The sequence below is a fragment of the Mycobacterium sp. Root135 genome, assembly GCF_001426545.1.
Classification (GTDB): domain Bacteria; phylum Actinomycetota; class Actinomycetes; order Mycobacteriales; family Mycobacteriaceae; genus Mycobacterium.
The window spans coordinates 448,760-472,029 of the sequence record NZ_LMEZ01000006.1 but is presented as its reverse complement, the minus strand read 5'-3'; the positions used below and the strand labels follow the sequence as shown (position 1 = coordinate 472,029).

Annotated in this window: 24 protein-coding genes; 16 read left to right on the top strand and 8 right to left on the bottom strand. The window is 68.1% G+C overall.

Features of this window, described 5'->3' with window-relative positions; genetic code table 11:
- The first annotated feature begins 45 nt into the window (after positions 1 to 45).
- Genes ASD37_RS18950 through holA form a run of 3 tightly spaced genes read left to right on the top strand, consistent with a single transcriptional unit; the run spans position 46 to position 3,326 of the window.
- The gene (locus ASD37_RS18950; RefSeq protein ID WP_056554621.1) at positions 46 to 858 is read left to right on the top strand and encodes a helix-hairpin-helix domain-containing protein; all 813 of its coding nucleotides are present in this window, start codon (positions 46 to 48) and stop codon (positions 856 to 858) included.
- The gene (locus tag ASD37_RS18945; RefSeq protein ID WP_235568467.1) at positions 855 to 2,360 is read left to right on the top strand and encodes a ComEC/Rec2 family competence protein; all 1,506 of its coding nucleotides are present in this window, start codon (positions 855 to 857) and stop codon (positions 2,358 to 2,360) included. Before ASD37_RS18950 ends, ASD37_RS18945 begins: the two co-directional genes overlap by 4 nt.
- A 21-nt stretch (positions 2,361 to 2,381) precedes the next feature.
- Positions 2,382 to 3,326 carry a DNA polymerase III subunit delta gene (holA, locus tag ASD37_RS18940; protein ID WP_370073071.1) on the top strand — a complete coding sequence of 315 codons (945 nt, stop codon included), beginning with the start codon at positions 2,382 to 2,384 and terminating at the stop codon, positions 3,324 to 3,326.
- A gap of 1 nt (position 3,327) precedes the next feature.
- Here the strand turns inward: holA and rpsT are convergent, their stop codons facing one another.
- Entirely contained in the window at positions 3,328 to 3,588 is a 261-nt protein-coding gene (rpsT, locus tag ASD37_RS18935) for a 30S ribosomal protein S20 (RefSeq protein ID WP_056554613.1), read from the bottom strand.
- A 144-nt stretch (positions 3,589 to 3,732) separates the two neighbouring features.
- On the opposite strand from rpsT, the gene ASD37_RS18930 reads away from it, so the two are divergent.
- From ASD37_RS18930 to ASD37_RS18920, 3 genes are read left to right on the top strand one after another with little or no spacing between them, the layout of a single operon-like run.
- On the top strand, positions 3,733 to 5,439 hold the full coding sequence (locus ASD37_RS18930) for a circularly permuted type 2 ATP-grasp protein (protein ID WP_056554610.1): 1,707 nt from the start codon (positions 3,733 to 3,735) through the stop codon (positions 5,437 to 5,439).
- Complete coding sequence (locus tag ASD37_RS18925; RefSeq protein WP_056554608.1) at positions 5,439 to 6,416, top strand: alpha-E domain-containing protein; 978 nt, start codon at positions 5,439 to 5,441, stop codon at positions 6,414 to 6,416. Before ASD37_RS18930 ends, ASD37_RS18925 begins: the two co-directional genes overlap by 1 nt.
- 3 nt (positions 6,417 to 6,419) lie before the next feature.
- Positions 6,420 to 7,259, top strand: coding sequence for a transglutaminase family protein (locus ASD37_RS18920; RefSeq protein WP_056554605.1), 840 nt, complete (start codon positions 6,420 to 6,422; stop codon positions 7,257 to 7,259).
- On the opposite strand, the gene ASD37_RS18915 is transcribed toward ASD37_RS18920, so the two are convergent.
- Positions 7,243 to 8,085: a ribonuclease Z gene (locus tag ASD37_RS18915; protein ID WP_056554603.1), complete on the bottom strand. Its 843-nt coding sequence runs from the start codon at positions 8,083 to 8,085 to the stop codon at positions 7,243 to 7,245. The genes ASD37_RS18920 and ASD37_RS18915 overlap by 17 nt on opposite strands.
- Positions 8,086 to 8,322: 237 nt before the next feature.
- Here ASD37_RS18915 and glnT point away from each other — a divergent pair, with 237 nt between their 5' ends.
- Genes glnT through ASD37_RS18900 form a run of 3 tightly spaced genes read left to right on the top strand, consistent with a single transcriptional unit; the run spans position 8,323 to position 11,112 of the window.
- The gene (gene glnT, locus ASD37_RS18910; protein ID WP_056555471.1) at positions 8,323 to 9,681 is read left to right on the top strand and encodes a type III glutamate--ammonia ligase; all 1,359 of its coding nucleotides are present in this window, start codon (positions 8,323 to 8,325) and stop codon (positions 9,679 to 9,681) included.
- A gap of 4 nt (positions 9,682 to 9,685) precedes the next feature.
- Positions 9,686 to 10,429: a creatininase family protein gene (locus ASD37_RS18905; protein WP_056554600.1), complete on the top strand. Its 744-nt coding sequence runs from the start codon at positions 9,686 to 9,688 to the stop codon at positions 10,427 to 10,429.
- 2 nt (positions 10,430 to 10,431) lie between these two features.
- Positions 10,432 to 11,112 (top strand): TetR/AcrR family transcriptional regulator, encoded by a 681-nt coding sequence (locus ASD37_RS18900; RefSeq protein WP_235568466.1) that lies wholly within the window; start codon positions 10,432 to 10,434, stop codon positions 11,110 to 11,112.
- 3 nt (positions 11,113 to 11,115) lie between these two features.
- On the opposite strand, the gene ASD37_RS18895 is transcribed toward ASD37_RS18900, so the two are convergent.
- Positions 11,116 to 12,123: an aldo/keto reductase gene (locus ASD37_RS18895; protein WP_056554598.1), complete on the bottom strand. Its 1,008-nt coding sequence runs from the start codon at positions 12,121 to 12,123 to the stop codon at positions 11,116 to 11,118.
- Positions 12,124 to 12,209: 86 nt separating this feature from the next.
- On the opposite strand from ASD37_RS18895, the gene ASD37_RS18890 reads away from it, so the two are divergent.
- Both ASD37_RS18890 and ASD37_RS18885 read left to right on the top strand, forming a co-directional pair.
- On the top strand, positions 12,210 to 12,638 hold the full coding sequence (locus tag ASD37_RS18890) for a CBS domain-containing protein (protein ID WP_056554594.1): 429 nt from the start codon (positions 12,210 to 12,212) through the stop codon (positions 12,636 to 12,638).
- A gap of 4 nt (positions 12,639 to 12,642) precedes the next feature.
- A complete protein-coding gene (locus ASD37_RS18885) occupies positions 12,643 to 13,251 on the top strand; it encodes a GNAT family N-acetyltransferase (protein WP_056554591.1) in 609 nt (202 codons plus the stop codon).
- Here ASD37_RS18885 and ASD37_RS18880 read toward each other — a convergent pair whose 3' ends face one another.
- Positions 13,252 to 13,881, bottom strand: a complete 630-nt coding sequence (locus tag ASD37_RS18880; RefSeq protein WP_056554588.1) for a type II toxin-antitoxin system PemK/MazF family toxin — start codon at positions 13,879 to 13,881, stop codon at positions 13,252 to 13,254.
- Positions 13,882 to 13,911: 30 nt separating this feature from the next.
- Between ASD37_RS18880 and lepA the strand changes: the two genes are divergently transcribed.
- Genes lepA through ASD37_RS18865 form a run of 3 tightly spaced genes read left to right on the top strand, consistent with a single transcriptional unit; the run spans position 13,912 to position 17,240 of the window.
- The gene (lepA, locus tag ASD37_RS18875; protein ID WP_056554585.1) at positions 13,912 to 15,834 is read left to right on the top strand and encodes a translation elongation factor 4; all 1,923 of its coding nucleotides are present in this window, start codon (positions 13,912 to 13,914) and stop codon (positions 15,832 to 15,834) included.
- Between the two features lie 4 nt (positions 15,835 to 15,838).
- The gene (locus tag ASD37_RS18870; protein WP_056554582.1) at positions 15,839 to 16,537 is read left to right on the top strand and encodes a sensor domain-containing protein; all 699 of its coding nucleotides are present in this window, start codon (positions 15,839 to 15,841) and stop codon (positions 16,535 to 16,537) included.
- Positions 16,538 to 16,541: 4 nt separating this feature from the next.
- The gene (locus ASD37_RS18865) at positions 16,542 to 17,240 is read left to right on the top strand and encodes a sensor domain-containing protein (protein WP_056554579.1); all 699 of its coding nucleotides are present in this window, start codon (positions 16,542 to 16,544) and stop codon (positions 17,238 to 17,240) included.
- Here ASD37_RS18865 and ASD37_RS18860 read toward each other — a convergent pair.
- The 3 genes from ASD37_RS18860 to ASD37_RS18850 form a co-directional block, all read right to left on the bottom strand.
- The gene (locus ASD37_RS18860; RefSeq protein ID WP_056554576.1) at positions 17,237 to 17,989 is read right to left on the bottom strand and encodes a DUF1684 domain-containing protein; all 753 of its coding nucleotides are present in this window, start codon (positions 17,987 to 17,989) and stop codon (positions 17,237 to 17,239) included. The genes ASD37_RS18865 and ASD37_RS18860 overlap by 4 nt on opposite strands.
- Positions 17,986 to 18,204, bottom strand: coding sequence for a dodecin (locus ASD37_RS18855; protein ID WP_056554573.1), 219 nt, complete (start codon positions 18,202 to 18,204; stop codon positions 17,986 to 17,988). Before ASD37_RS18855 ends, ASD37_RS18860 begins: the two co-directional genes overlap by 4 nt.
- A gap of 338 nt (positions 18,205 to 18,542) precedes the next feature.
- Positions 18,543 to 19,037 carry a GAF domain-containing protein gene (locus ASD37_RS18850; protein ID WP_235568465.1) on the bottom strand — a complete coding sequence of 165 codons (495 nt, stop codon included), beginning with the start codon at positions 19,035 to 19,037 and terminating at the stop codon, positions 18,543 to 18,545.
- A gap of 45 nt (positions 19,038 to 19,082) precedes the next feature.
- Between ASD37_RS18850 and ASD37_RS18845 the strand changes: the two genes are divergently transcribed.
- Positions 19,083 to 20,498, top strand: a complete 1,416-nt coding sequence (locus ASD37_RS18845; protein WP_056554566.1) for an HNH endonuclease signature motif containing protein — start codon at positions 19,083 to 19,085, stop codon at positions 20,496 to 20,498.
- Positions 20,499 to 20,595: 97 nt separating this feature from the next.
- The gene (locus ASD37_RS18840) at positions 20,596 to 21,228 is read left to right on the top strand and encodes a GPR1/FUN34/YaaH family transporter (protein WP_082570248.1); all 633 of its coding nucleotides are present in this window, start codon (positions 20,596 to 20,598) and stop codon (positions 21,226 to 21,228) included.
- Positions 21,229 to 21,234: 6 nt separating this feature from the next.
- Here the strand turns inward: ASD37_RS18840 and ASD37_RS18835 are convergent, their stop codons facing one another.
- Positions 21,235 to 23,250: a glycoside hydrolase family 15 protein gene (locus tag ASD37_RS18835; RefSeq protein ID WP_056554563.1), complete on the bottom strand. Its 2,016-nt coding sequence runs from the start codon at positions 23,248 to 23,250 to the stop codon at positions 21,235 to 21,237.
- Positions 23,251 to 23,270 lie beyond the last annotated feature (20 nt).

Genomic DNA, 23,270 nt, shown 5'->3' with positions numbered 1-23,270 from the left:
GGCTGGCGGGGCGATGACGTCCACGGCCACGCCTACCGTCACGGCATGCGCACCGAACGACCCATCCTCGAGGCGGAACGTCGACTCTCCGGGGCACGCGTGCCCGACGAGGAGGCCTCCGAAGGCACCCCCGACGGCGAGGAGTCCGACACGTCTCTGTCGCGCTGGCTTCCCGAGGCCACCTCGGGCAAGGCGGCGGGGTGGCTCGCGACGGTACGCGCCGACCCAGGTCGGGCGGGCGTGGTCGGCCTCGGCATCGTCGGCGCCGTCGCCGTCCTGGTGACGGTGTTCACGCTCACCCGCGACGACGGACCGGCCATCACGTCGGCGAAACTGCCTCCGGTACAGATGGTGTCGTCCACGGCGCCGGTCGCCCCGGTCGCCGGCGAGGTCACCGTCAGCGTCGTGGGACTGGTGCACCAACCCGGTTTGGTGACGCTCGGCGCCGGTGCCCGCATCGCCGACGCACTGTCCGCCGCCGGCGGCCCGCTCGACGGTGCGGACCTCGTCGGACTCAACATGGCGCGCCGCGTGGGCGACGGGGAGCAGATCGTCGTGGGTCTGTCGTCACCACTGGGTGCCCCGCCCGCGATGGGCAGTTCGATAACCTCGCCGACGGGCGCGGCGCCGTCACCGCCGCCGGGCGAGAAGGGTTCGGCTACAGGGGAACCCGTCGACCTGAACACCGCGACGGTCGAGCAGTTGGACGCCCTGCCCGGGGTCGGTCCGGTCACGGCGGCGGCGATCGTCGCATGGCGGGACGCGAACGGCTCGTTCGCGGGCGTCGACCAACTCGGGGAGGTCGAGGGTATCGGCCCCGCGCGTCTGGAGAAGCTGCGCGGCCTGGTCCGGGTGTGACGTCCGCTGTGCCGTTCCCGACGTTCGCCACCGTTCCCGACGTTCGCCTGGTGCCCAGCGCGCTGACCAGTTGGGCGGTCACCGCAGCCGGCATCGTGTGGGGTGGGGCGGCGGCCGTGATGGTCGCGGCGGTGGCCGTCCTCGTGGCGGCGCTGATCGCGTGGCGGTGGCGCATGGTCTGGTCGGTGGTCGTCGCCGTGGCGGCGGTCGGCGTCGCCTTCGCGGTCGTGGTCGGACTGCGGGTGGACGACGTCGAGCACCATCCGGTCGTGTCCCGGTACGGCACGACCGCGGCGGTGGTGGTGACGCCGAGCGAGTCGCCACGCATCCTGCGCGGCATGCGAATGATGTTCCGCGCCAAACTCGTGTCGCTGGACGGCCGGCAGACCACGGGGCGCGTCGTCGTGTTCGCCTCTGGCGTCGACTACGGCGACGTCACAGCGGGCAGGCCCGCGGCGTTCCGAGCTCGCATCTCGGTGCCAATGCGGCGCGACCTGTCGGTGGCGGTGTTGACCGCGACCGGCGCCCCCCGGTGGGGAACGGCGAGCCTGGTACAGCGGGCGGCCGCCGACGTCCGCGCCCGGTTCGCCGAGGCGGCACGGACGGTGCTGCCCGGCGAGCAGGCGGCGATGTTGCCCGCGCTGGTGCTGGGGGACACCTCCGCCGTGAGTGAGGACGTCGAGGACGAGTTTCGCGCCGCGGGCTTGACCCATCTGACCGCGGTGTCGGGTGCCAACGTCACCATCGTCTGCGGGGCGGTGCTGTTGACGGCGGGGCTGGTCGGGCCGCGGGTCGCGGTCGGTCTTGCCGCGGTGGCGTTGATCGCGTTCGTCGTGGTGGTGCAACCGTCGGCCAGCGTGCTGCGGGCCTCGGTGATGGGGTCCATCGCCTTGTTCGCCGTTCTGTCGAAGCGCCGACGGCAGGCGATCCCCGCGTTGTCCGCCTGCGTGCTGGTGCTTCTGGTGGCCGCACCGGAACTCGCGGTCGACGTCGGGTTCGCGCTGTCCGTGTCGGCGACCGCCGCCCTGGTCGTGGTCGCGCCGGGGTGGGCTCGCCGTCTCGTGGACCGTGGCTGGCCGCAACCGCTGGCGGCGGCGGTCAGCGTCGCCGCCGCGGCCCAGCTGGTCACGGCGCCGCTGGTGGCCGGCATGTCGGGCACCTTCAGCATGGTGTCGGTGCTGGCGAATCTCGCCGTCGCCGCGGTGATTCCGCCGATCACGGTGATCGGGACCGGCGCGGCGGTGCTGACGACGCCGTGGCCCGCCGCGGCCGAGCTGATGATTCGATTCACCGGCCCCGAGCTGTGGTGGTTGACCCACGTCGCGTCATGGGCGTCGGCGATGCCAGGCGCGGTGGTGACCACCCCGTCCGGGTGGCCGGGGGTGGTGACAGTGGCGGTCGCGGGCCTGGCCACGGTGGCGCTGTGGCGCTGGAAGTGGGGACGCATCGCGGTCGTCGGGGCCGGGGTGTGCCTGGTGGCGTGGACCGTCGGTGCGGCGTGACACCATCGTGGCGTGAGCCAACTGCACCTCGTCCTTGGCGATGAAGATCTGCTCGTCGACCGCGCCATCGCCGCGGTGCTGCGGACCGCCCGCAAGGAGGCTGGCACCCATGACGTGCCCGTCGACCGCATGCGCGCGGGTGAGGTCAGCGTCAACGAGCTCGCCGAACTTCTCAGCCCGTCACTGTTCGCCGACGAACGCGTCCTGGTGCTCGAGGCGGCGGCCGAGGCGGGTAAGGACGCGGTGGCACTGATCGCCGAGGCGGCGGCGGATCTGCAGCCGGGAACCGTGCTGGTCGTCGTGCACTCGGGCGGCGGCCGCGCGAAGGCGCTGGCCGACCAGCTGAAGAAGCTGGGGGCCGAGGTGTACCCGTGCGCCAAGATCAAGTGGCCCAACGAACGCGTCGACTTCGTGCGCCGTGAGTTCCGTGACTTGAAGGTGAAGGTGTCCGACGACACGGTTACCGCGCTGGTTGACGCCGTCGGTTCCGACGTCAGGGAACTGGCGGCGGCGTGCTCGCAATTGGTCTCCGACACCGACGGCAAGGTCGACGCCGCGGCAGTGCGTCGCTACCACTCCGGCAAGGCCGAGATCAAGGGATGGGACATCGCGGACATGGCGGTGTCGGGGGACGTCTCGGGTGCGGCCGAAGCCCTGCGGTGGGCGATGATCAGCGGGGAACCGCATGTCGTACTCGCCGATGCGCTGGCCGAGGCGGTCCACGCCATTGCCCGCATCGGACCGCAGTCGGGAAGTCCGTACCAGTTGGCTAGCGAACTGGGGATGCCTCCGAAGCGAGTCGAGAAGGTGCAGCGGCAGTCGAGGCGGTGGACGCGGGATTCGGTGGCCGAGGCGATGCGCCTGGTGGCGGCACTGAACGCGGACGTCAAGGGCGCAGCCGCCGACTCGGACTATGCGCTCGAGTCAGCGGTGCGGAAGGTGGCCGAACTGGCCGGGGGGCACTAGCTCAGAGCTTGTGCAGGGCCTGCGCCAGAGCGGACTTCTTGTTGGCCGCCTGGTTCTTGTGGATGACGCCCTTGCTGGCGGCCTTGTCGAGCTTGCGGCTGGTGGTGGACAGCAGCTCGGCTGCCTTGTCCTTCTCGCCAGCGTCGATCGCCTCGCGGAAGCCGCGGACAGCCGTACGCAGAGCGGACTTCACCGACTGGTTGCGCAGGCGCGCGGTCTCGTTGGTGAGGATGCGCTTCTTCTGCGACTTGATATTGGCCACGCGTAAGTTCCTTCTGATGTCAGCTGAAGTGGGATGCGCCCGGCAGGTAACCCTGCGGGCAGCGACAGGTCAGGTTACCAGCGCGCCGGGCAAATCCCCAAAGTGGAGGGGTCTGGCCTGCCGAAATTGGACGGTTGGGGCAGCATGTCACAGGTGAGCCTTCGAACCCTGCCCGCGGACGGCGCCCGAACGGGTCGCAAGACCGCCTCCTCGTCCAAACGTCACGACGGAATCTTCGGCGGCTACAACAACGTCGGAAACTATTCCAAGGCCTTCGACGAGATGTTCGACGCGCAGGGCAACGTCCGTGGGCCGTACAAGGGCATCTTCGCCGAACTCGCCCCGTCGGACGCCTCCGAACTCGCCGCGCGGTCCGAGGCGCTCGGGCGCGCGTTCGTCGACCAGGGCATTACGTTCTCGCTCTCGGGGCAGGAGCGGCCCTTTCCGCTGGATCTGGTGCCGCGCGTCATCTCGGCCGCCGAGTGGTCGCGCCTGGAGCGCGGCATCAAGCAGCGCGTCAAGGCGCTCGAGATGTTCCTCGACGACATCTACGGCGATCAGGAGATCCTCCGCGACGGCGTGATCCCGCGGCGGTTGATCACCTCCTGCGAGCACTTCCACCGCGAGGCGGCGGGCATCGTCCCGCCCAACGGCGTGCGCATCCACGTCGCGGGCATCGACTTGGTGCGCGACGGCCAGGGCACGTTCCGGGTGCTCGAGGACAACCTGAGGTCCCCGTCGGGCGTCTCCTACGTCATGGAGAACCGGCGCACGATGGCTCGGGTCTTCCCGAACCTCTTCTCCACCCACCGGGTGCGCGCGGTCGGCGACTACTCGTCGCACCTGCTGCGCGCGCTGCGCAACGCGGCGGCCTCCAACGAGGCCGATCCGACGGTCGTGGTGCTCACCCCGGGTGTGTACAACTCCGCGTACTTCGAGCATTCGCTGCTGGCGCGTCAGATGGGCGTCGAGCTTGTCGAGGGCCGCGACCTGTTCTGCCGCGACAACACCGTCTACATGCGGACCACCGAGGGCGACCGTCAGGTCGACGTCATCTACCGCCGCATCGACGACGAGTACCTCGACCCCATGCACTTCAAGCCCGATTCGGTGCTCGGCGTCGCGGGGATCCTCAACGCCGCGCGCGCCGGCAACGTGGTGATCTCCAGCGCGGTCGGCAACGGCGTCGGCGACGACAAGCTGGTGTACTGCTACGTGCCGACGATCGTGGAGTACTACCTCGGCGAGAAGCTGTCACTGGCCAACGTCGACACCTTCCGGTGCTGGCTCGACGACGAGCGTGAGGAGGTGCTCGACCGCATCGACGAACTCGTCATCAAGCCCGTCGAGGGCTCCGGTGGCTACGGCATCGTCTTCGGTCCGAGCGCCACGGAGAAGGAGCTGGCGGCCATCACCAAGAAGGTGCGCGCCGATCCGCGTGGCTGGATCGCCCAGCCCGTGGTGCAGCTCTCCACCGTGCCGACGCAGATCGGCGACGAGCTCGCGCCGCGGCACGTCGACCTCCGTCCGTTCGCGGTCAACGACGGTGACGATGTGTGGGTGCTGCCCGGCGGCCTGACTCGCGTCGCGTTGCCCGAGGGGTCGCTGGTCGTGAACTCCAGCCAGGGTGGTGGTTCCAAGGACACCTGGGTGTTGGCGTCGCGGACGTCGGTGGCCGATCGCGAGCTTGCCGCCGCGGAAGTCGTTCGCGCCCTTCCCAAGTCGAAGCCGGTCAAGGAGCGCAACGGTGACGGGCCCGCTCAGCCGCAGACGCAATCGCAGGCGCTCGGACCCCTCGAGGGTCAGCAGGAACAACAGCAGCAGCAACAACAGCAGCAGGCGGTGAACTGATGCTCGCACGCAACGCGGAATCGCTGTACTGGATCGGCCGCTACGTCGAGCGGGCCGACGACACGGCTCGCATCCTCGACGTCACGGTCCACCAACTCCTCGAGGACTCCAGCGTCGACCCCGATCAGGCGTCCCGCACGTTGTTGAAGGTGCTCGGCATCAAACCGCCGAAGACCGAACTCGACCTGTGGTCGCTGACCGACCTCGTCGCGTTCAGCCGTGACACCGAAGGTGGCTGCTCGATCGTCGACTCGATCTCGGCGGCCCGCGAAAATGCCCGCGGCGCACGGGAAGTCACCTCGACCGAAATCTGGGAGTGCCTCAACACGACCTACAACGCGCTTCCGGAGCGGGAGCGCGCCGCCAGGCGTCTGGGCCCGCACGAATTCCTGTCCTACATCGAGGGTCGCGCGGCGCAGTTCGCCGGATTGGCCGACTCGACGCTGTCCCGTGACGACGGGTACCGGTTCATGGTGCTGGGGCGGGCCATCGAGCGCGTCGACATGATCGTGCGGCTGCTGCTGTCGCGTGTCGGCGACAGCGCGTCGTCGCCTGCCTGGGTGACGGTGCTGCGGTCGGCCGGTGCGCACGACACGTACCTCCGGACCTACCGCGGTGTGCTCGACGCCGGCCGGGTGGTCGAGTTCATGATGCTCGACCGGCTCTTCCCGCGCTCGGTGATGTACTCGCTGCGGCTCGCCGAACACAGCCTCGACGAACTGCACCATCGCAGGCTCAACCGCGTCGGCGCGACCGCCGAGGCGCAGCGTCTGCTCGGCCGCGCCCGCAGCGAGCTGGAGTTCCTGCGGTCGGGCGTGCTGCTGGAGTCCCTCGACGAACGCCTCGGTGCGCTGCAGGTCACCTGCGCCGAAGTCGGTGAGGCCCTGGCGCAGGAGTATTTCTACTCGGCGCCGTGGGTCGCCTGGACCGACGCGGGTCGCAACGGTTCGCTGGTCATCGAAGAGGGCGAGGTCTGAGACATGTGGCGTATGCGAGTGGTTCACGCAACCGGCTATGCCTACAAGTCGCCGGTCACCGCGTCGTTCAACGAAGCCCGGCTGACGCCGAGATCTGACTCCCGGCAGAACGTCGTCCTCAACCGCATCGAGACGGTGCCCGCCACGCGGTCCTACCGCTACGTCGACTACTGGGGAACGGCCGTAACGGCTTTCGACCTGCACGCCCCGCACGCCGAACTCGAGGTGACGGCCTCCTCGGTGGTCGAGACCGACAAGGGCGAAGTGCCCGAGGAGAAGTTCACGTGGGAGGACCTGGATTCGGCGGCGGTCAGGGACAAGTTCGACGAGTACCTCACGGCGTCGGAGTTCACCCCGGCCAGCAGGCGCCTGACCCGGGTCGGTGAGCGCATCGCCAAGTATCACGATCCGCAGCAAGCGGTGATCGAGGCGGCTCAGTGGGTGCACACGGAGCTCGCCTACGTGCCGGGGACCACTGGCGTGCACTCCTCTGGGCTCGACGCGCTTCGCGAGGGCAAGGGCGTCTGCCAGGACTTCGCGCATCTGACGCTGATCGTGTTGCGCAGCATGGGAATTCCAGCGCGCTACGTGTCGGGGTACCTACACCCCAACGCCAAGGCCAAGGTGGGCGACACCATCGAGGGTCAGAGTCACGCCTGGATTCAGGCGTGGACGGGCGGCTGGTGGCACTACGACCCCACCAACGACAAGGAAATCAGCGAGCAGTACATCAGCGTGGGGGTCGGTCGCGATTACCACGACGTGACGCCGCTCAAGGGCATTTACTCGGGTGAGGGCTCGACCGACCTCGACGTCATCGTCGAGATCACCCGGCTGGCCTAGCCGTCACCTCCACGCGGTGCAGGTCGTCGCCGAGTTCGACGGGGCCGTCGAACTCGGTGGCCGCCAGCGCCCGCCAGGCGTCCTCCTGGCCGGGGGCCAACGGCGGGACGTAGTGCGTCAGGATCAGCGTGCCGACGCCGGCCCGGGCGGCGGTATTCGCCGCCTGCTCCACCGAGGAGTGGTAGTCGAGGATGTCCCGCAGGCGCTGGTTGGGCACCAGTTGAATGAGGTCCTTGCGAATCACGGTGTGCACCAGGGCATCCGCGCCGGCGGTCAACGCGTCCAGGCTCGCGCACGGCACCGAGTCGCCGGCCAGAACCACTGAGGCGCCGTCGAATTCGACGCGAAAGCCAATCGTCGGCTCGACGGGCCGGTGGTCCGTGGGTCCCACCGAGATTCGCACGCCGTCTTGGCCCCACACCACCCCGTCGGTGACCTCCTCCACCTCGACGCTGGGCGGTTCGGTGATGTCGGCGTGGTGGCCGATGCGGTAGCCGATGTCCGGCGCGAGCGCGGCGAGGATCGCCTCGACGACGGCGGCGGTTCCCGGCGGCCCGATCACCCGTAGGGGAGTGCGGGTGAAGGTGGTGATCCACCGCGTGGTGATGACGTCGGTGAGATCGGTGATGTGATCGCTGTGCAGATGCGTCAGCAGCAGAGCGGTGACGTCCGCGGCGCCGACGCCGACGGCGGCCGCCCGCATCAGCACCCCGCGGCCGGCGTCGACCAGGAAGGTCTGCCCGCCGGCCCGCACCAGCGTGGCCGGTCCGGCGCGGTTGGGGTCGATCATCGGGCTGCCCGTACCCAGCAGGGTTACTTCGATCATGACGTCATACCTACGCGATCTTGATCGGTCGCGCTGCCTTATCGGTCGGACCGGATCGGCGTGTCTCTTGACGCCTTTCAATAGCCCATTGGCTGGCTAGATCTGTACCGCTCTGACGTGCGATTTCACCGGGACCGGTAGCCAGCAATCTTCGATACCTCATTTACCGCGGTGAAACAGATCCGCAACAGTCGGCCCATAGCGTCAACACCGTCATCACCGGAACGAGGAGGAACCATCGTCACCACGCTCACTGGACGGACCGCCGAAGTCGCCGAACGCCTCGGCGCGGCAGGCGTGAAGTACGCGGCCATCAGCTTCGTCGACGTACACGGCAAGCCGAAGGCGAAGATGGTGCCGCTCAACCACCTCGACCAGGCCGCCCGCGGGTCGGAGATGTTCACCGGCGCCGCCCTGGACGGCGTCCCGCAGGACGTCAACGACGACGAGGTCGCACCCCATCCCGATCTCGACGCCGCCATCATCGCTCCGTTCAACCGCGAGATCGCCTGGTTCCCTGGGGATCTGTGGGTCGGGGACACCCCGTTCGAGGCGTGCAGCAGGCAGATCCTCAAGCGGGTCACCGCCGACGCCGCGACCCTGGGGTACACCTTCAACCTGGGGATCGAGACGGAGTTCTTCCTGCTCACCGACGACCGGGTCGGCATCCCGCAACCGGCCAGTCTCGACGACGACCTGGTCAAGCCGTGCTACGACCTGCGCACGATGCTGCACAATTACGGGGTGGTCGACGAGATCGTCTCGGCCATGAACGAACTCGGTTGGGATGTCTACTCGTTCGACCACGAGGACGGCAACGGCCAGTTCGAGACCGACTTCACCTACACCGACGCCGTGACGATGGCGGACCGGCTGGTGTTCTTCCGCATGATGGTCGGCGAGATCGCCCGCAAGCACGGCCTGTTCGCGTCGTGGATGCCCAAGCCGTTCGCCGACCGGACGGGCAGCGGCGCTCACTACAACATGTCGTTCGCCGACTCGGCCGGGGTCAACCTCTTCGACGAGGACGACGACCCGCGCGGATGCGGACTGTCCACTCTCGGTTATCAATTCACCGCGGGTGTGCTGCGCCATGCCTCGGCGATCTGCGCGGTGATCGCGCCCACGGTCAACAGCTATAAGCGACTGGTCAAGCAGGGCAGCATGTCCGGCCTGACCTGGGCACCCATCTTCGCCTGCTACGGCGACAACAACCGCACCAACATGCTGCGCATTCCGAGAGGTGGCGGACGCGTCGAGTGCCGGGCCGCCGACAGTGCCAGCAACCCGTATCTCGGCGCCGCGCTGGTGCTTGCAGCGGGGCTGGAGGGAATCCGGGAGGGGCTCGATCCCGGCGATCCCAACCGCGACAACCTCTACGACGTGTCCGAGCGCGACCTCGCCGAGCGCGGCATCGGCTGGCTGCCGCGTTCACTCGGCGAGGCGGTCGACGCCCTCGAATCGGACCCGTTGGTGCGCAAGGTGTTCGGTGACGCGATGTTCGATTCCTACGTGAGCGAGAAGCGGGCGGAGTGGGACTCCTTCACCGCGCACGTGTCGTCTTGGGAGACCGATCGCTACCTGAGATTCTGGTGATCGGATGAGTCACCGCTGGGAGGAGTTGACGTCGACCGAGCTCGCACGTCGAGTCGCGGCCGATCCCGACTGCGTCGGGCTGATCCCCGTCGGGGCCACCGAGCAGCACGGCCCGCATCTGCCGGTCGGGACCGACACGATCATCGCCGCCGCACTCGCCGACGCCGCCGCGGGCGATCTCGCGGTCGTCCTGTCGCCGATTGCGTACGGCGCCAGCTTCTTTCACGGCACGACGTTGGCGGGGACCGTCGCCGCCAGCGGCACCGAGACCGCGGCGGCCGCGCTTCGCGTCGCCAGGGCGTGCGTGGCCTCCGGGGTGAAGCGTCTGCTGTTCGTCAACGGGCACGTCGGCAATGCGGCAGCCCTGTGGATCGCGTGCGACGAATTCCGGCGAGAGTTTCCCGACGGACGCATCGGCGTCATGCAGTGGTGGGAGCTGACTCCCGAAATCGCCGCGCACGCAACGGCCGACGCCGTGGACTGGCACGCCAACGCCGCCGAGACGTCGTTGGTCATGGCGCTGCGGCCGGAACTGGTCGACGCCGACGCGCTGGCCGGGGCCGACGATCCGGACCGCACCGCGGGCACCGTCTTCCGCTATGCGCTCGCGCACGTGTCGACCAACGGCGTCACCGGGCACCCGTCGCGGGCCTCGGCGGAGTTCGGTGTCCAGTTGTGGCGCGACGTGGTCGACGCGGCCGCGGAGATGGTTCGACGCGCGCACCGCGAACAAGCCCCGCTGAGCTAGCCGTGTCGACGCCACGGCGAAGGGCGCCACGCGCCGGAATCGTCGACGCCGCCACGAAGCTGTTCTCGGAGAAGGGTTATGCGCAGACGACGATGAGCGACGTCGCCCGAGCGGCGGGTCTGCAGCAGTCGTCGCTGTACTACTGGTTCCGCAACAAGGAGCAGTTGCTGCAGGAGACGCTTGCCGTGAACCGGGCGCCACTGGACTTCATCGCCGAGGTAGGTGCGGGGTCCGGCTCACCGGCGGTGAAGCTCTACCGGCTGTTGCGCTTCGACACCATGCAGCTGGCGATGTCACCGATCGACTTCAACGAGATTCAACGAATCGCCCACCGGCAGCGCGCCGACTTCCATCAATTCTGGACGGACTACGAGCGGCTCACCCAGTGGGTCGTCGACCTGATTGGGGCAGGGATCGGCGAGGGTAGGTTCGTCGACTGCGACAGGGTTCAGACCGCGGAGCTGCTGCTGAACTTCGACGAGGGTGCCCAGAAACGCACCCGGTTGTACGCCGATCCGGGCGACCGCACCGCCGACGCGGTGCGCGTCGGCGAGCAGGTCGCCACCCTCGCCGTTCGCGGACTTCTCAAGCGGCCCGGCGACATCGACCGGATTCGGGCCCAAGCCGGGGCGTTCGACGATCTCGCCGTCGCTCTCCGCAGAATGCGGCCGGTCGAGGACTGACGTTCATTCCCGGCCGGCCGATATCCACGTGGGGTCGGCGAATCGGTTGCCGGACACCGCGTCGGCCGCCGCGTCGAGTCGCGCGAGTTGGTCGTCGCTCAGTGCCACGTCGAGCGAATCGAAGTTCTCCTGCACCCGCGCCGCCCGGCGGGTGCCGGGGATCGGGACCGACGCCACCCCGAGCTCGTCGGCCCGGTAGCGCAGCCAGGCCAGGGCGATCTGGGCGGGCGTCGCCTCGCGTTCGTCGGCGACGGTGCGGATCACCTCGACCACCGCCAGGTTCTCTTGGAGAGCCTCGGCCGAGAACCGTGGCAGATTGCGCCGGAAGTCCGACGACTCGGTCAGATCGGCGGCCGAGGTGACGGTGCCGGTCAGGAAGCCCCGACCCAACGGCGAGTACGGGACGAATCCGACCCCGAGTTCGGCGGCGGCCGGGACTACCCGGCGTTCGACGTCGCGGCTCCAAATGGACCATTCGCTCTGGACTGCGGCAATCGGGTGCACCGCGACGGCGGCCCGCAGTTCGTCGGCCGTCACCTCGGACAGCCCCAGATGGCGAACCTTGCCCGCGGCGACCAATTCGGCCATCGCGCCCACGGTTTCCTCGATCGGCACCGTGAGGTCGCGCCGATGCATGTAGTAGAGGTCGACGACGTCGGTGCGCAGGCGACCGAGGCTTTCGTCGATGCACTGCTTGACGTAGGCGGCGTCACCACGTGCGGCCGGCTTGCCCGCGGCACGGTCGGCTGGGTTGCCGACGATGCCGAACTTGGTGGCCAGGGTGACCTCGTCGCGCCGGGTGGCGAGCAATTCGGCGATGAGGCGCTCGTTGGCGCCGCCGCCGTACACGTTCGCGGTGTCCAGGAACGTCACGCCAAGGTCGAGGGCGCGGTTGAGCGTCGCCAGCGATTCGGCGTCGTCGACCTCGCCGTACACCGGTGTCAACGCCATGGCGCCGAAGCCGATGGCGCTGACTGTCAGGTCGTCTCCAAGCGTCACTGTTTCGGTCATGTGGCATAGCAACCGGCGTCATGGCCGTTGTGTTCCGTCGGTGATCGGATCTAGCCTGGTGTGATCCACGTCACCAAGGGAGCGGCATGCGTATCGCAGACGTGTTGAGGAACAAGGGTGCCGGGGTGCTGTCCATCAGACCGGACACCCTGGTCAGTGAGCTGATCGGCGGCCTGGTCGGGCGCAACGTCGGAGCCATGGTGGTCGTCGGCCCAGAGGGGCTGGTCGGCATCGTGTCCGAACGCGACGTCGTGCGCATGCTGCACGAACATGGTGCGGATGCCCTCGGACGTCGGGTCGCCGACATCATGACCAGCGAGTTGGTCACGTGCTCGCCCGACGACTCGCTCGACGAGCTCAGTGCAGTGATGACGACCCACCGGGTACGGCACGTTCCCGTCCTGGACGACGGTCGGTTGGCGGGCATCGTCAGCATCGGAGACGTGGTCAAGACCCGGATGGAGGAGTTGCAGGCCGAGCGCGAACAGTTGGCGGCCTACATCACACAGGGGTGAGAGCATGGACGCCGTGCACGCGCGAACCGCGACCCGCGCCGACGTCGGAGCCCTGTCGAAGACGCTGGGGAGGGCCTTCCTGGACGACCCCGTGATGTGTTGGATGCTGCCCGACGCCGAGGCGCGCAGGCGCAAGCTGTCCACGCTGTTCGCCGCGATGGTCCGTCATCACCACCTCGCCAACGGCGGAGTCGAGGTCGCCCCCGACGGCGCCGGCGGGATCGGCGCCGCGGCGGTGTGGGCTCCGCCCGGTGCGTGGCGGGCGACGCGCACGCAGGAACTACGGGCCATGCCGGGGTTGATCTGGGCGTTCGGCCGGTCGCTTCAGCGCGGCCTCGTCATCGAGGAGATGATGAAGAAGTCTCACCCCGAGGAGCCGCACTGGTATCTCGCGTTCATCGGTAGTGATCCCGACGTCCGCGGCAAGGGGTACGGGCAGGCGCTGATGAATTCGCGGTTGGACCGTTGCGACGCCGAGCACGCGCCCGCGTACCTCGAATCGAGCAAGCCGGACAACGTGCCCTACTACCAACGCTTCGGGTTCGAGATCACCGGCGAGATCACCCCGCCGGGCGGGCCGACGCTGATCCCGATGTGGCGGGCCGCGCGCTGACTAGTGCCAGGAGTAGTCGGTCCGCAACCGCGTGGCGACGACCTCGAAGGTTTCGCGCTCGAGGATCGCGCCCTCGCGTCGGATGCTCTCCTCCGGCACGTCCAGCACGCGGTCGAGCCTGACCCAGCTGGCGCGGCCCTCGTAATCCCAACTGCCGCTTCCGATTGCGACCCACGCGCGATCGGCGCCGTGACGCTCCTGGCTGGACAGCATCAGCCCGAGCAGGGTCGTGCTGTCGCGGCCCACCACCAATACGGGCCGGTCCTTGCCGCGCGACGGATCCTCTTCGAAGGCGACCCACGTCCAGACGATCTCGCCGGGGTCGGCCTGGCCGTCAAGGTCCGGGGCGTAGGAGATCTTGCGCGCCCGCCGCGCGGTGGGGGCGCTGTTCTTCGTGACCGGTCGGCCCGCGGTGATCGCCTGCTGAGGCGGCTGCTGCTGCTGCGTGGCGGCGATGACGCTGAGACCCACGTCGATGCCCAACCGGATGCCCTGTCCGAGGGTGCGCGGCACCGTCTCGGGGTTCTGCAGCTGTCGAATGATCCTCGGGGCCTCGTCGAACACCAGTCTTTCGGTGGTCTGCACAATCCGCTGCCACGGACTCAACTGAGGAGCCATGGAGTCGAGCATAGGTGAGCCTGCCCGGGCGCGATTGTGTCGATGAGGTGGCGGCTCGATATCCTGAACGAGCGCAGCGCCGCTGCCACGTACCCTCACCAGGAGATTCCCATCAGCAGCTTCGCCGACAAGACGTTTACTGCGCCGGCGCAGATTCGGAACTTCTGCATCATCGCGCACATCGACCACGGGAAGTCGACGCTGGCCGACCGGATGCTCGGCATCACCGGCGTCGTCGCAGACCGTGACATGCGCGCCCAGTACCTCGACCGCATGGACATCGAGCGCGAGCGCGGCATCACCATCAAGGCGCAGAACGTTCGGCTGCCTTGGACGAGCACGGTGGGCGGAACGAGTCAGGAATTCGTCCTGCACCTGATCGACACCCCAGGTCACGTCGACTTCACCTACGAGGTGTCGCGTGCGCTCGAGGCCTGCGAGGGCGCGGTGCTGCTCGTCGACGCCGCCCAGGGCATCGAGGCGCAGACGCTGGCGAACCTGTACCTGGCGCTCGACCGGGGCCTGACGATCATCCCGGTGCTGAACAAGATCGACCTGCCCGCCGCCGACCCGGATCGCTACGCCGGGGAGATCGCCCACATCATCGGGTGCGAGCCCGAGGACGTCCTGCGGGTCTCCGGCAAGACCGGCGTCGGCGTCCGCGAGCTGCTCGACGCCGTCGTCCGGCTGGTCCCCGCACCGGTTGGTGACGCCGACGCGCCCGCCAGGGCGATGATCTTCGACTCCGTCTACGACATCTACCGCGGCGTCGTCACCTACGTCCGCGTCGTCGACGGCACGCTGCGCCCGCGCGAGAAGATCAAGATGATGTCGACCGGCACCACCCACGAGCTGCTGGAAGTCGGCATCGTCTCACCCGATCCCAAGCCAAGCGACGGTCTCGGCGTCGGCGAGGTCGGGTACCTGATCACCGGCGTCAAAGACGTCAGGCAGTCGAAGGTCGGCGACACGGTGACGTCCTTCCGCAACGGTGCCACCGAAGCACTGACCGGCTACCGGGAACCCCGTCCGATGGTCTACTCGGGGCTGTATCCGGTGGACGGTTCGGACTACCCAAACCTCCGCGACGCCCTCGAGCGATTGCAGCTCAACGACGCCGCGTTGGTGTGGGAGCCCGAGACGTCCGTCGCGCTCGGCTTCGGCTTCCGCTGCGGATTCCTTGGCCTGCTGCACATGGAGATCACCCGCGAGCGCCTCGAGCGCGAGTTCGACCTCGACCTGATCTCGACTGCGCCAAACGTGGTGTACCGAGTGGTGAAGGACGACGGGACCGAGCTGATCGTCACGAACCCGTCGGACTGGCAGGAGGGCAAGGTCCGCTCGGTCTTCGAACCGATCGTCAAGACCACCGTCATCGCGCCGAGCGAGTTCATCGGCACGATCATGGAGCTGTGCCAGGCGCGGCGCGGCGAACTCGGCGGCATGGACTACCTGTCGCCGGAGCGGGTCGAGCTGCGCTACACGATGCCGTTGGGCGAGATCATCTTCGACTTCTTCGATTCGCTGAAGTCGCGCACCCGCGGCTATGCCAGCCTCGACTACGAAGAGGCCGGCGAGCAGGAGGCCGACCTGGTCAAGGTCGACATCCTGCTTCAGGGTGAGGCAGTCGACGCGTTCAGTGCCATCGTGCACAGGGACGGGGCCTCGGCCTACGGCAACAAGATGACCACCAAGCTCAAGGAACTCATTCCCCGTCAGCAGTTCGAGGTGCCCATCCAGGCTGCCATCGGCGCGAGAATCATTGCGCGCGAGAACATCCGAGCCATCCGCAAGGACGTGCTGAGCAAGTGCTACGGCGGTGACATCAGCCGTAAGCGCAAACTGCTCGAGAAGCAGAAGGAAGGCAAGAAGCGGATGAAGACGATCGGCCGGGTCGAGGTGCCGCAGGAGGCATTCGTCGCCGCGCTGTCGTCGGATGCCGCCAGCGACAAACCGAAGAAGTAGCCCCGTGCGCCGGTCGACGGGCATCGTGTTCGTCGTCCTGCTGTTGGCCGGCTGCGCGCAGACGGTGCCGGGGGTCGCCACGCCCGCGGCGTCGGCGGTGAAGATCCTGCCCACCGAGGATGAGATCGGCTCCGACGTCGGAAGTCCGTTGAGCACCTTCGGTTTTCAACCCTTCGTCGGTGGGGTGGAGATCCTGCCCGACGGCTATCGCAGCGACGCGGAGGCCTCGCCGATCAGCTGCGCCGCCGTCACCGACACCGCGCCGCGCATCGTGTACGAGCCGCTGCCCGTCGTCGAGGCGGCCCGGCAGAGCTACTTCAACTGGGACGAGCGCGTCTACGCCTCGGGCGCCGACGCGGCAGTGGTGCGGCTGGCCTCACCGGCGGCTGCCCGTGAGGCGTTCGAATCGTTCAGCCGGCAGTGGCAGCGGTGCTCGGGCACCACCGTGGTCAAGCACGTGGGTAACGCGGTAATCGACGCAGCCGTCGACGACGTCACCGTGCAGGACGCCGTCGTCTCCGCGACCGTTCGGACCCGCCAACGTCCGGGCGGTCCCCAGACCCGGTACGAGCGTGCGCTCAGCGTCCGCGACGGCACCCTGGTCGAGGTCTCGCTTGCCGTCACGCCGGCCGGTGAACGCCAGCCGGATCCACGAGCGTGGGCAGTGGGTATCGCCCAAACGATGCTCGGCAAGTCAGAATGAGTCCGTGACCCAATGTGCTCGGCTGTGCGCGGCGCTGGTCGCCACCGCCGCGACCACCTTGGGCTGCGCGAGCACCGTCGAGGGTGTCGCCGTGCGTGACGTCGGCGCCAACCCGGCAAACGTCCAGCCGCTGCGTGAATCGCAACTCGACGACGTGATGCTGAGCATCGCCCAGCTCAACGGGATCGCCGGTGCGACGCAGATGGAAGTCCTGCTCTCCGGTGAGCGGATGTCCGACAACTCCGACGCCGTGTCGGACCCCGACTGCCTCGGCTCGATCTTCGGCGCCGAGGATCTGGTCTACCGGTCCAGCAAGTGGACGGCGGTCCGTGATCAGGTCGCGCGGGAGCCGCAGGACGGCAACGCCCACTGGGCCGAGCAGACCGCCGTCCTGTATCCCACCGAGCAGCTGGCCGTCGACTTCGTCGAGAAGTCGACGTCGTCCTGGCGTGGTTGCGGCGGCTTCTCGGTGGCGGTGGACGACGATGCGACGAGCTCGATCTGGCTGATCGACGAGGTGCGCGTCCACGGTGACGTCGTGACGCAGCGGATTTCCCAGGAGGACTCCGACGGGTGGGAGTGCCAGCACGCCATGTCGGCGGTGGCGAACCTGTCGGTCGAGACCATCGCGTGTGCGTTCGGCATCAACGACGAGGCCGTCTCGATGGTCAGCGCCATGTTGGCGAACGCGGCTCGGCTCTAGGTATCTCCGCGCGGATTGCGTTCTCCCGCTTCGACAGCCACGTCCAACCGGTTCTGGGCCGGCGCCACCGGGCACGTCGCGAAGTCGGTGAACGAGCACGGCAGGTTGGCCGCCCTGTTGAAGTCGAGGATCACCGATCCGCCGCCGTCGGGTTCTTCGACCGGCAGTGACCGCGCCCCCGGATACGTGGTCACGCCACTGGTCGCGTCCGTGAACAAGATGTGCAGCCCACCCGACGCACGACCGAAGACGACGAGGCGTCGCGAGGCGCCGGCGAGAGTGAAGTCGACGACCCCTACGGCATCGTGGTGATGTTCGAGTCCCTCGACGACGGCACCCGTCGTCACCGTCGTGGTCTGTTCGTAGGGAGTGAAAGTGCCGGTGACGAGCCACCTTTCACTCGGAGGGTACGTGGGGATACCGCGATAGTCGGACAGGTGGGGGGACTTCGGATCGTGGACCCGCAGCGCGACCGAGCCGGTGCGTCGAATGACCTCGATGCGTCGGTCGCCGTCCTCGACGAGGATGCCGGGAGCGCCCTCGACGGGCTCGAGTCGCTCGACCCCGTCGACGCCCTCGACGAACACCGCGTCGGCGTCAGCGCGCCAGCGTCCAGGAAGGTCGGCGACGCTTTCGAAGTCTTCGGTGAGCCAGTACAACCCGGTGATGCTGACCCAGCCGAGCGGATCGCCAAAGTAGCGCTCGCGCTCGGCGTGCCACTGCGCCCACTCCGTCTCGGTGGTGGTCACGCGTCACCCTCTTCGAGCCGGAACCCGACCTTGAGTGTCACTTGGAAGTGCGCCACCTGACCGTCCTCCAGCTCGCCGCGAACCGACTGCACTTCGAACCAGTCCAGTCCGCGCAGCGTCTTGGATGCTCGGCTGATTCCGTTGCGGATGGCGGCGTCGGTTCCGTCGGGTGAGGTGCCGACGATTTCGACGATCCGGTACGTGTGCTCGCTCATGGCGTCTCCTTTGGTGCGTGGCGTTTCTCGAGTCAACCGCACCAGGTGGGCCTTGTACAGGTTCCGACCACCGTGATTACAACGGCCGAGGCGTCCTCGGGAGGCGCCGCTCGCCGTCAAAAGTCGTTGTGGCGCAACCACTCGTGCGTCAATGCCGGCTGGGGGCCACCGGGCAATCGCGGCATGGTTCGGTGCGACGGCGCCCCGACCGTCATTAGTCTCGCACCATGACCAAGCAGACCTGGTTGGGTCAGTGGTGGCCCTGGATCGTTCTCGCCGCCGGCATCGTCATCGTCACGGTTGGCGGCGTTCTGTTCAGCCCCGTCGGCCCGTAGCGGCTAACCGAGTGCGGTGTCGTCGCGGCTGACGACGTTCTCCACCGCGCCGCGCAACTGCTCGAGCTCCCTGCGCTGTTCCTCGGAGTAGTCGCGGGCGTTGTCGTCCAGCACGCAGACCGTGCCGACGACGTTGCCCGCCGGATCGTGGACGGCCAGGCCCAGGTAGTTGTGCAGGCCGAACTCCTTTTCGTCCTCGTTGCCCGCGAAGGTCTGATCGGTTCGTGAATCACGTACGAAGAGATCGTCATTCGTGTCGACGATGCGCTCGCAATACAGCGGCACCCGGCTGTCGTCGGCGCCTGCCTTCTTGCCTGCCGCGCCGACCGTGTAGTGCTTCGTGGCCTCTCCGGCGGTGGCCGCGACGACCATCGAGTCGGGTTCGGAGCGCATCACCAGGACGGACTTCACCCCGAGTAGTTCGGCCACCCGCTCGAGCTGTGGGGTCAGGGCGGCGAGTCCGTCGGTGGTGTCGGTGCGGTGGGGTTCGGAGGTCATCAGTCGATCATGCCCGTGTCATACCCCCCACTTACAATCGAACACATGAGCGAATCGAGTGCGTCGGCGGTGTTGCTGCAGCGGATCTGCTCCGCGGCGCGGGCCGAAGCATGCGCGGCGGGCGAGCGTCTGAGCGCGATTGGTGAGCTCTTCGCTCTGCGGCGCGTCCAGTTCGAGGAGACTGCGGATTGGGCCGTCGATGCAGAGGCCGCGGTCGTCGCCGAGATCGCGGCGGCGCTGTCGATCGGTCAGGGCCTGGCGGCAAGTCACATGCGTTATGCCCGGGCCATGCGCGAACAGCTGCCGCTCCTAGGTCGGGCGTTGATCGCCGGTGACATCGACGAGGCCACATTTCGTGCCTGTGTGTTCCGTACCGGGTTGATCGTCGACGATGACGTGCTGGCCGCCGTTGATCGCGATTTGGCCCTGGCCGCACCACGTTGGGGGTCGTTGAACCGAAGCCAGTTGTCCGCACGCATAGACCGATTCGTGGCTCGACGGGATGCGGACGCGGTCCGGCGACGCCGTGATCGGGTCGCCGGACGAGAGGTGTTCGTCGGCGACGTCGACAACGGATTGGCCGAAATCAATGCCACCGTGCACGCGCCCGACGGACACGCCGTCGACGAGCGGCTCACCGCGCTGGCAGCGACGGTTTGCGATTTCGACCCGCGCACGGTGGCGCAACGGCGTGCGGACGCGTTCGGCGCGATGGCCGCAGGCAGCGACCGGTTGAGCTGTCTGTGCGGGCAGGCGGAGTGCCCGGCCGGGGGCCGCGCAGCCAGCGCGGTGGTCATCCACGTCGTTGCCGAGGCGGCGACCGTCGCGGGAACCGGCACCACTCCAGCGGCAATGCTGGGCTACGAGGGTCTCATCTCGCCGGAGCTGATCGCCGAACTCAAGTTGGCCGCCCGGCTGCGGCCGCTGGTACATCCGCGCGACGCGCCGCCGGAGGCGGGGTACGTCCCGTCGCAGTCGTTGGCTGACTTCGTCCGATGTCGGGACATGACGTGCCGCTTCCCGGGGTGCTCCGTCCCCGCCTCCAAGTGCGACGTCGACCATGTCGTCCCGCATGCCGAGGGTGGCCCCACGCACGCGTCGAACTTGTCCTGCAAGTGCCGTACCCATCACCTCGTCAAGACGTTCTGGGGTTGGCATGACGAACAACTCACCGACGGCACGCTGATCTGGACTTCGCCGAGCGGGCAGCTATACGTCACCACCCCGGGCAGTGCGCTGCTCCTCCCGTCGCTATGCGTCCCAACCGGGCCGCTCATCCTCGACGCACGCGAGGGCCGTACGTGCGGTGACCGTGGCGCAATGATGCCGCGGCGTAGCCGCTCGCGCGATCAGGACCGCGCCCGAGCGATCGCCGCGGAACGCCGACACAACCACCTGTCCCGTTCCCGTCGAGGCGTTCCCGACGCACTCCCTGCATCCCACGATCCGCCACCCTTCTAGCGGATTACTTCCGACTGATCGCAACCATCGGGTCTGGGGCGGACCGAGCATATGTTTCAGAAGCATTGCGCGACCGAACTTCTGAGATGAGGGACCCATGACCGACCTTGCCATCAGGGAGCCGACAGCACCCCCGGTCGACAGCCCGACGCCCGTACCCGCGCGGGAGGGCAACCCAGGACTCCTGGCGCTGCCGTTGGTGATCGCCGGAGGATTCGGGCTAGGGTTCACCAACACCGGCATCGTCGACGTTGCCGCGGCGGCCGTTCCAATCCTGTTGTCGGCCACATCGATTGGACTGCTTCTGGCGACAATCTGGGCAGCCGCGCTGAGTCAGAACGTCAACGCCACCGTCTACGGAGTGTTCTTCGGCTTCTACGCCAGCTATGCCGTGCTGTCTCTCGGGCTTACCCATGACTGGTTCGGCATCACCGCCGCGGGCGCGGGACCGACGACCGCGTTGTGGCTCGGCAGCTGGCTGTTGACCATCGGACTGCTCACCGTGCTAGTGCTCCGGCTGCCGTGGACGTATCCGCTGCTACTCGGCATCGTCGACGTCGCGTTGGTACTGCTGCTGATCGGCAACCTCACCGGCAGCGCCGCGGCCACCCACGCGGGCGGTTGGTTCGTCTTCGCCTTCGTCGCGCTGGTGGGCTACTACTACGTCGCCGCGCTGTGGGAGGAGACCGGGGGACGCGCGCTGCCCCTCGGCCGGCCGCTAGTCGCCTGACTTAGCTCACATCGGGGCGTTCGCGGGCTGGAACACCCCGGTGCTGTCGGCTTCCTCCTCGGCGCGGATCACGTGCACCACGGCGTTGATGAGCGCCAGGTGGGTGAACGCCTGCGGGAAGTTGCCGAGGTGGCGTCCGGTCCGCGGCTCGATCTCCTCGGCGTAGAGATGCAGCGAGCTGGCGAACGACAGCAGCCGCTCGCACAGATGCTTCGCCCGGCTGATCTCGCCGATCTCCACCAACGCCGACACCAGCCAGAACGAACAAATCGTGAACGAGCCCTCCTCGCCGGAAAGGCCGTCGTCGGTCTCCTCGGTGCGGTAGCGCAGCACCAGGCCGTCCTCGGTGAGCTCGTCGGCGATCGCCAGAACCGTTGCCCGCACCCGCGGATCGTCCGGCGGCAGGAACCGCACCAACGGCACCAGCAGGAGTGACGCATCCAGTGCGTCGTTCCCGTACCGCTGTGTGAGCGCCCCACGGTGGTCGACGCCGTGGGCCAAGATGTCGGCCTTGATCTCCTCGGCGATCACCCGCCACTGCTGGGCGTAACTCTTCTCGCCCTGCAGATCCGCCAGCTTGGAGCCGCGGTCCAACGCCACCCAACACATCACCTTGCTCGAGGTGAAGTGCTGCGGCTCGCCGCGAACCTCCCAGATGCCGCGGTCGGGCTCACGCCAATGCTTGATGGCCTCCTCGACCTGAAGCTTGAGCACCGGCCACAGCGTCTCGGGGATCTGCTCGCGGGACTTGGCGTGCAAGTACACCGAGTCCAGCATCGAACCCCAAATGTCGTGCTGCATCTGGTCGTAGGCGCCGTTGCCGATGCGAACCGGCCGCGAGTTGTCGTAACCCGACAGGTGGTGCAGCTCCTCCTCGACGAGGCTGCGTTCCCCGCCGACGCCGTACATCACCTGCAGCGGATGGCGCTCACCGTTGTTCGCCCCCGACACGTCGGCGATGAACGAGAAGAAGTCGTCGGCCTCGCGGTCAAGCCCAAGGGTGTACAGCCCCCACAGCGCGAACGTCGAGTCCCGAATCCACGAATACCGGTAGTCCCAATTGCGTTCGCCCTGAGGCGTTTCTGGCAACGACGTGGTGCTTGCCGCTAGCAGCGCGCCGGTGGGGGAGTAGGTGAGGCCCTTCAACGTCAGCGCGCTGCGCTGCAGGTAGGACCGCCACGGGTGGTCGGGGAAGTCGCCGATGTTGATCCACTGCCGCCACGACTCGCTGGTCTTCCACATCTTGTCCGAGGCTTCTTCGAACGTCTGCGGCGCCGGGTGGCCGGACCAGCTCAACGCGACGAAGACGTTGTCGCCCTCGGTGAGTCGGGTCCGCGCCCGCGCCTCGTGGCCTTCGAGGCCGATCCGCAGGTTGGTGGTCAACCGCAGCGTCGGATGCGCTTCCGGGTTCTTGCTCGAGCGGGCGATCGCCTCGCCGTAGGCCTGCGCCGAGTACTCCCACGTCGCCGGCTCGCGGTGGTAGTCGAACGCCGGCTCGCAGCTCATCACGAGTTCCACGACGCCGCTGACGCATCGAACGGTGCGCAGCAGGATGTGTTCGGCGTCCCAGTCCATCGGGGTTCGGCGGTGCGTCCGCGAGCGGGTGTCCAGGTCGTGCCACGGGCCCATCACCAACGCATCGCGCACGATCAGCCACCCGGTGTGCGTCTGCCAGGTGGTCTCCATGATCAGGCTGCCCGGCAGGTACCGGCGGGCCGACGGAACCGTCACCCCGTACGGCGCCAGCCGGAAGTGGCCCGCCCCGCGGTCGAGGATCGCGCCGAACACGCTCGGCGAATCCGGGCGCGGCACGCACAGCCACTCGACGGAACCGGCCGACGAGATCAGGCAGGTGTTCTCGCAGTCGGACAGGAAGCTGTAGTCCGCGATCGGCGGAAACGGGTTGCGCAGCGGCCCGCTCGGGGCATACGGGACGGGCGCGGTGACCGTGTACGGCGCCTCCGGCACGTGGTCGACGTCATCCGACGAAGCGGCGCTGGACCCAGCTTGCTGCAGAACCATCCCGACATCATCGACTGACC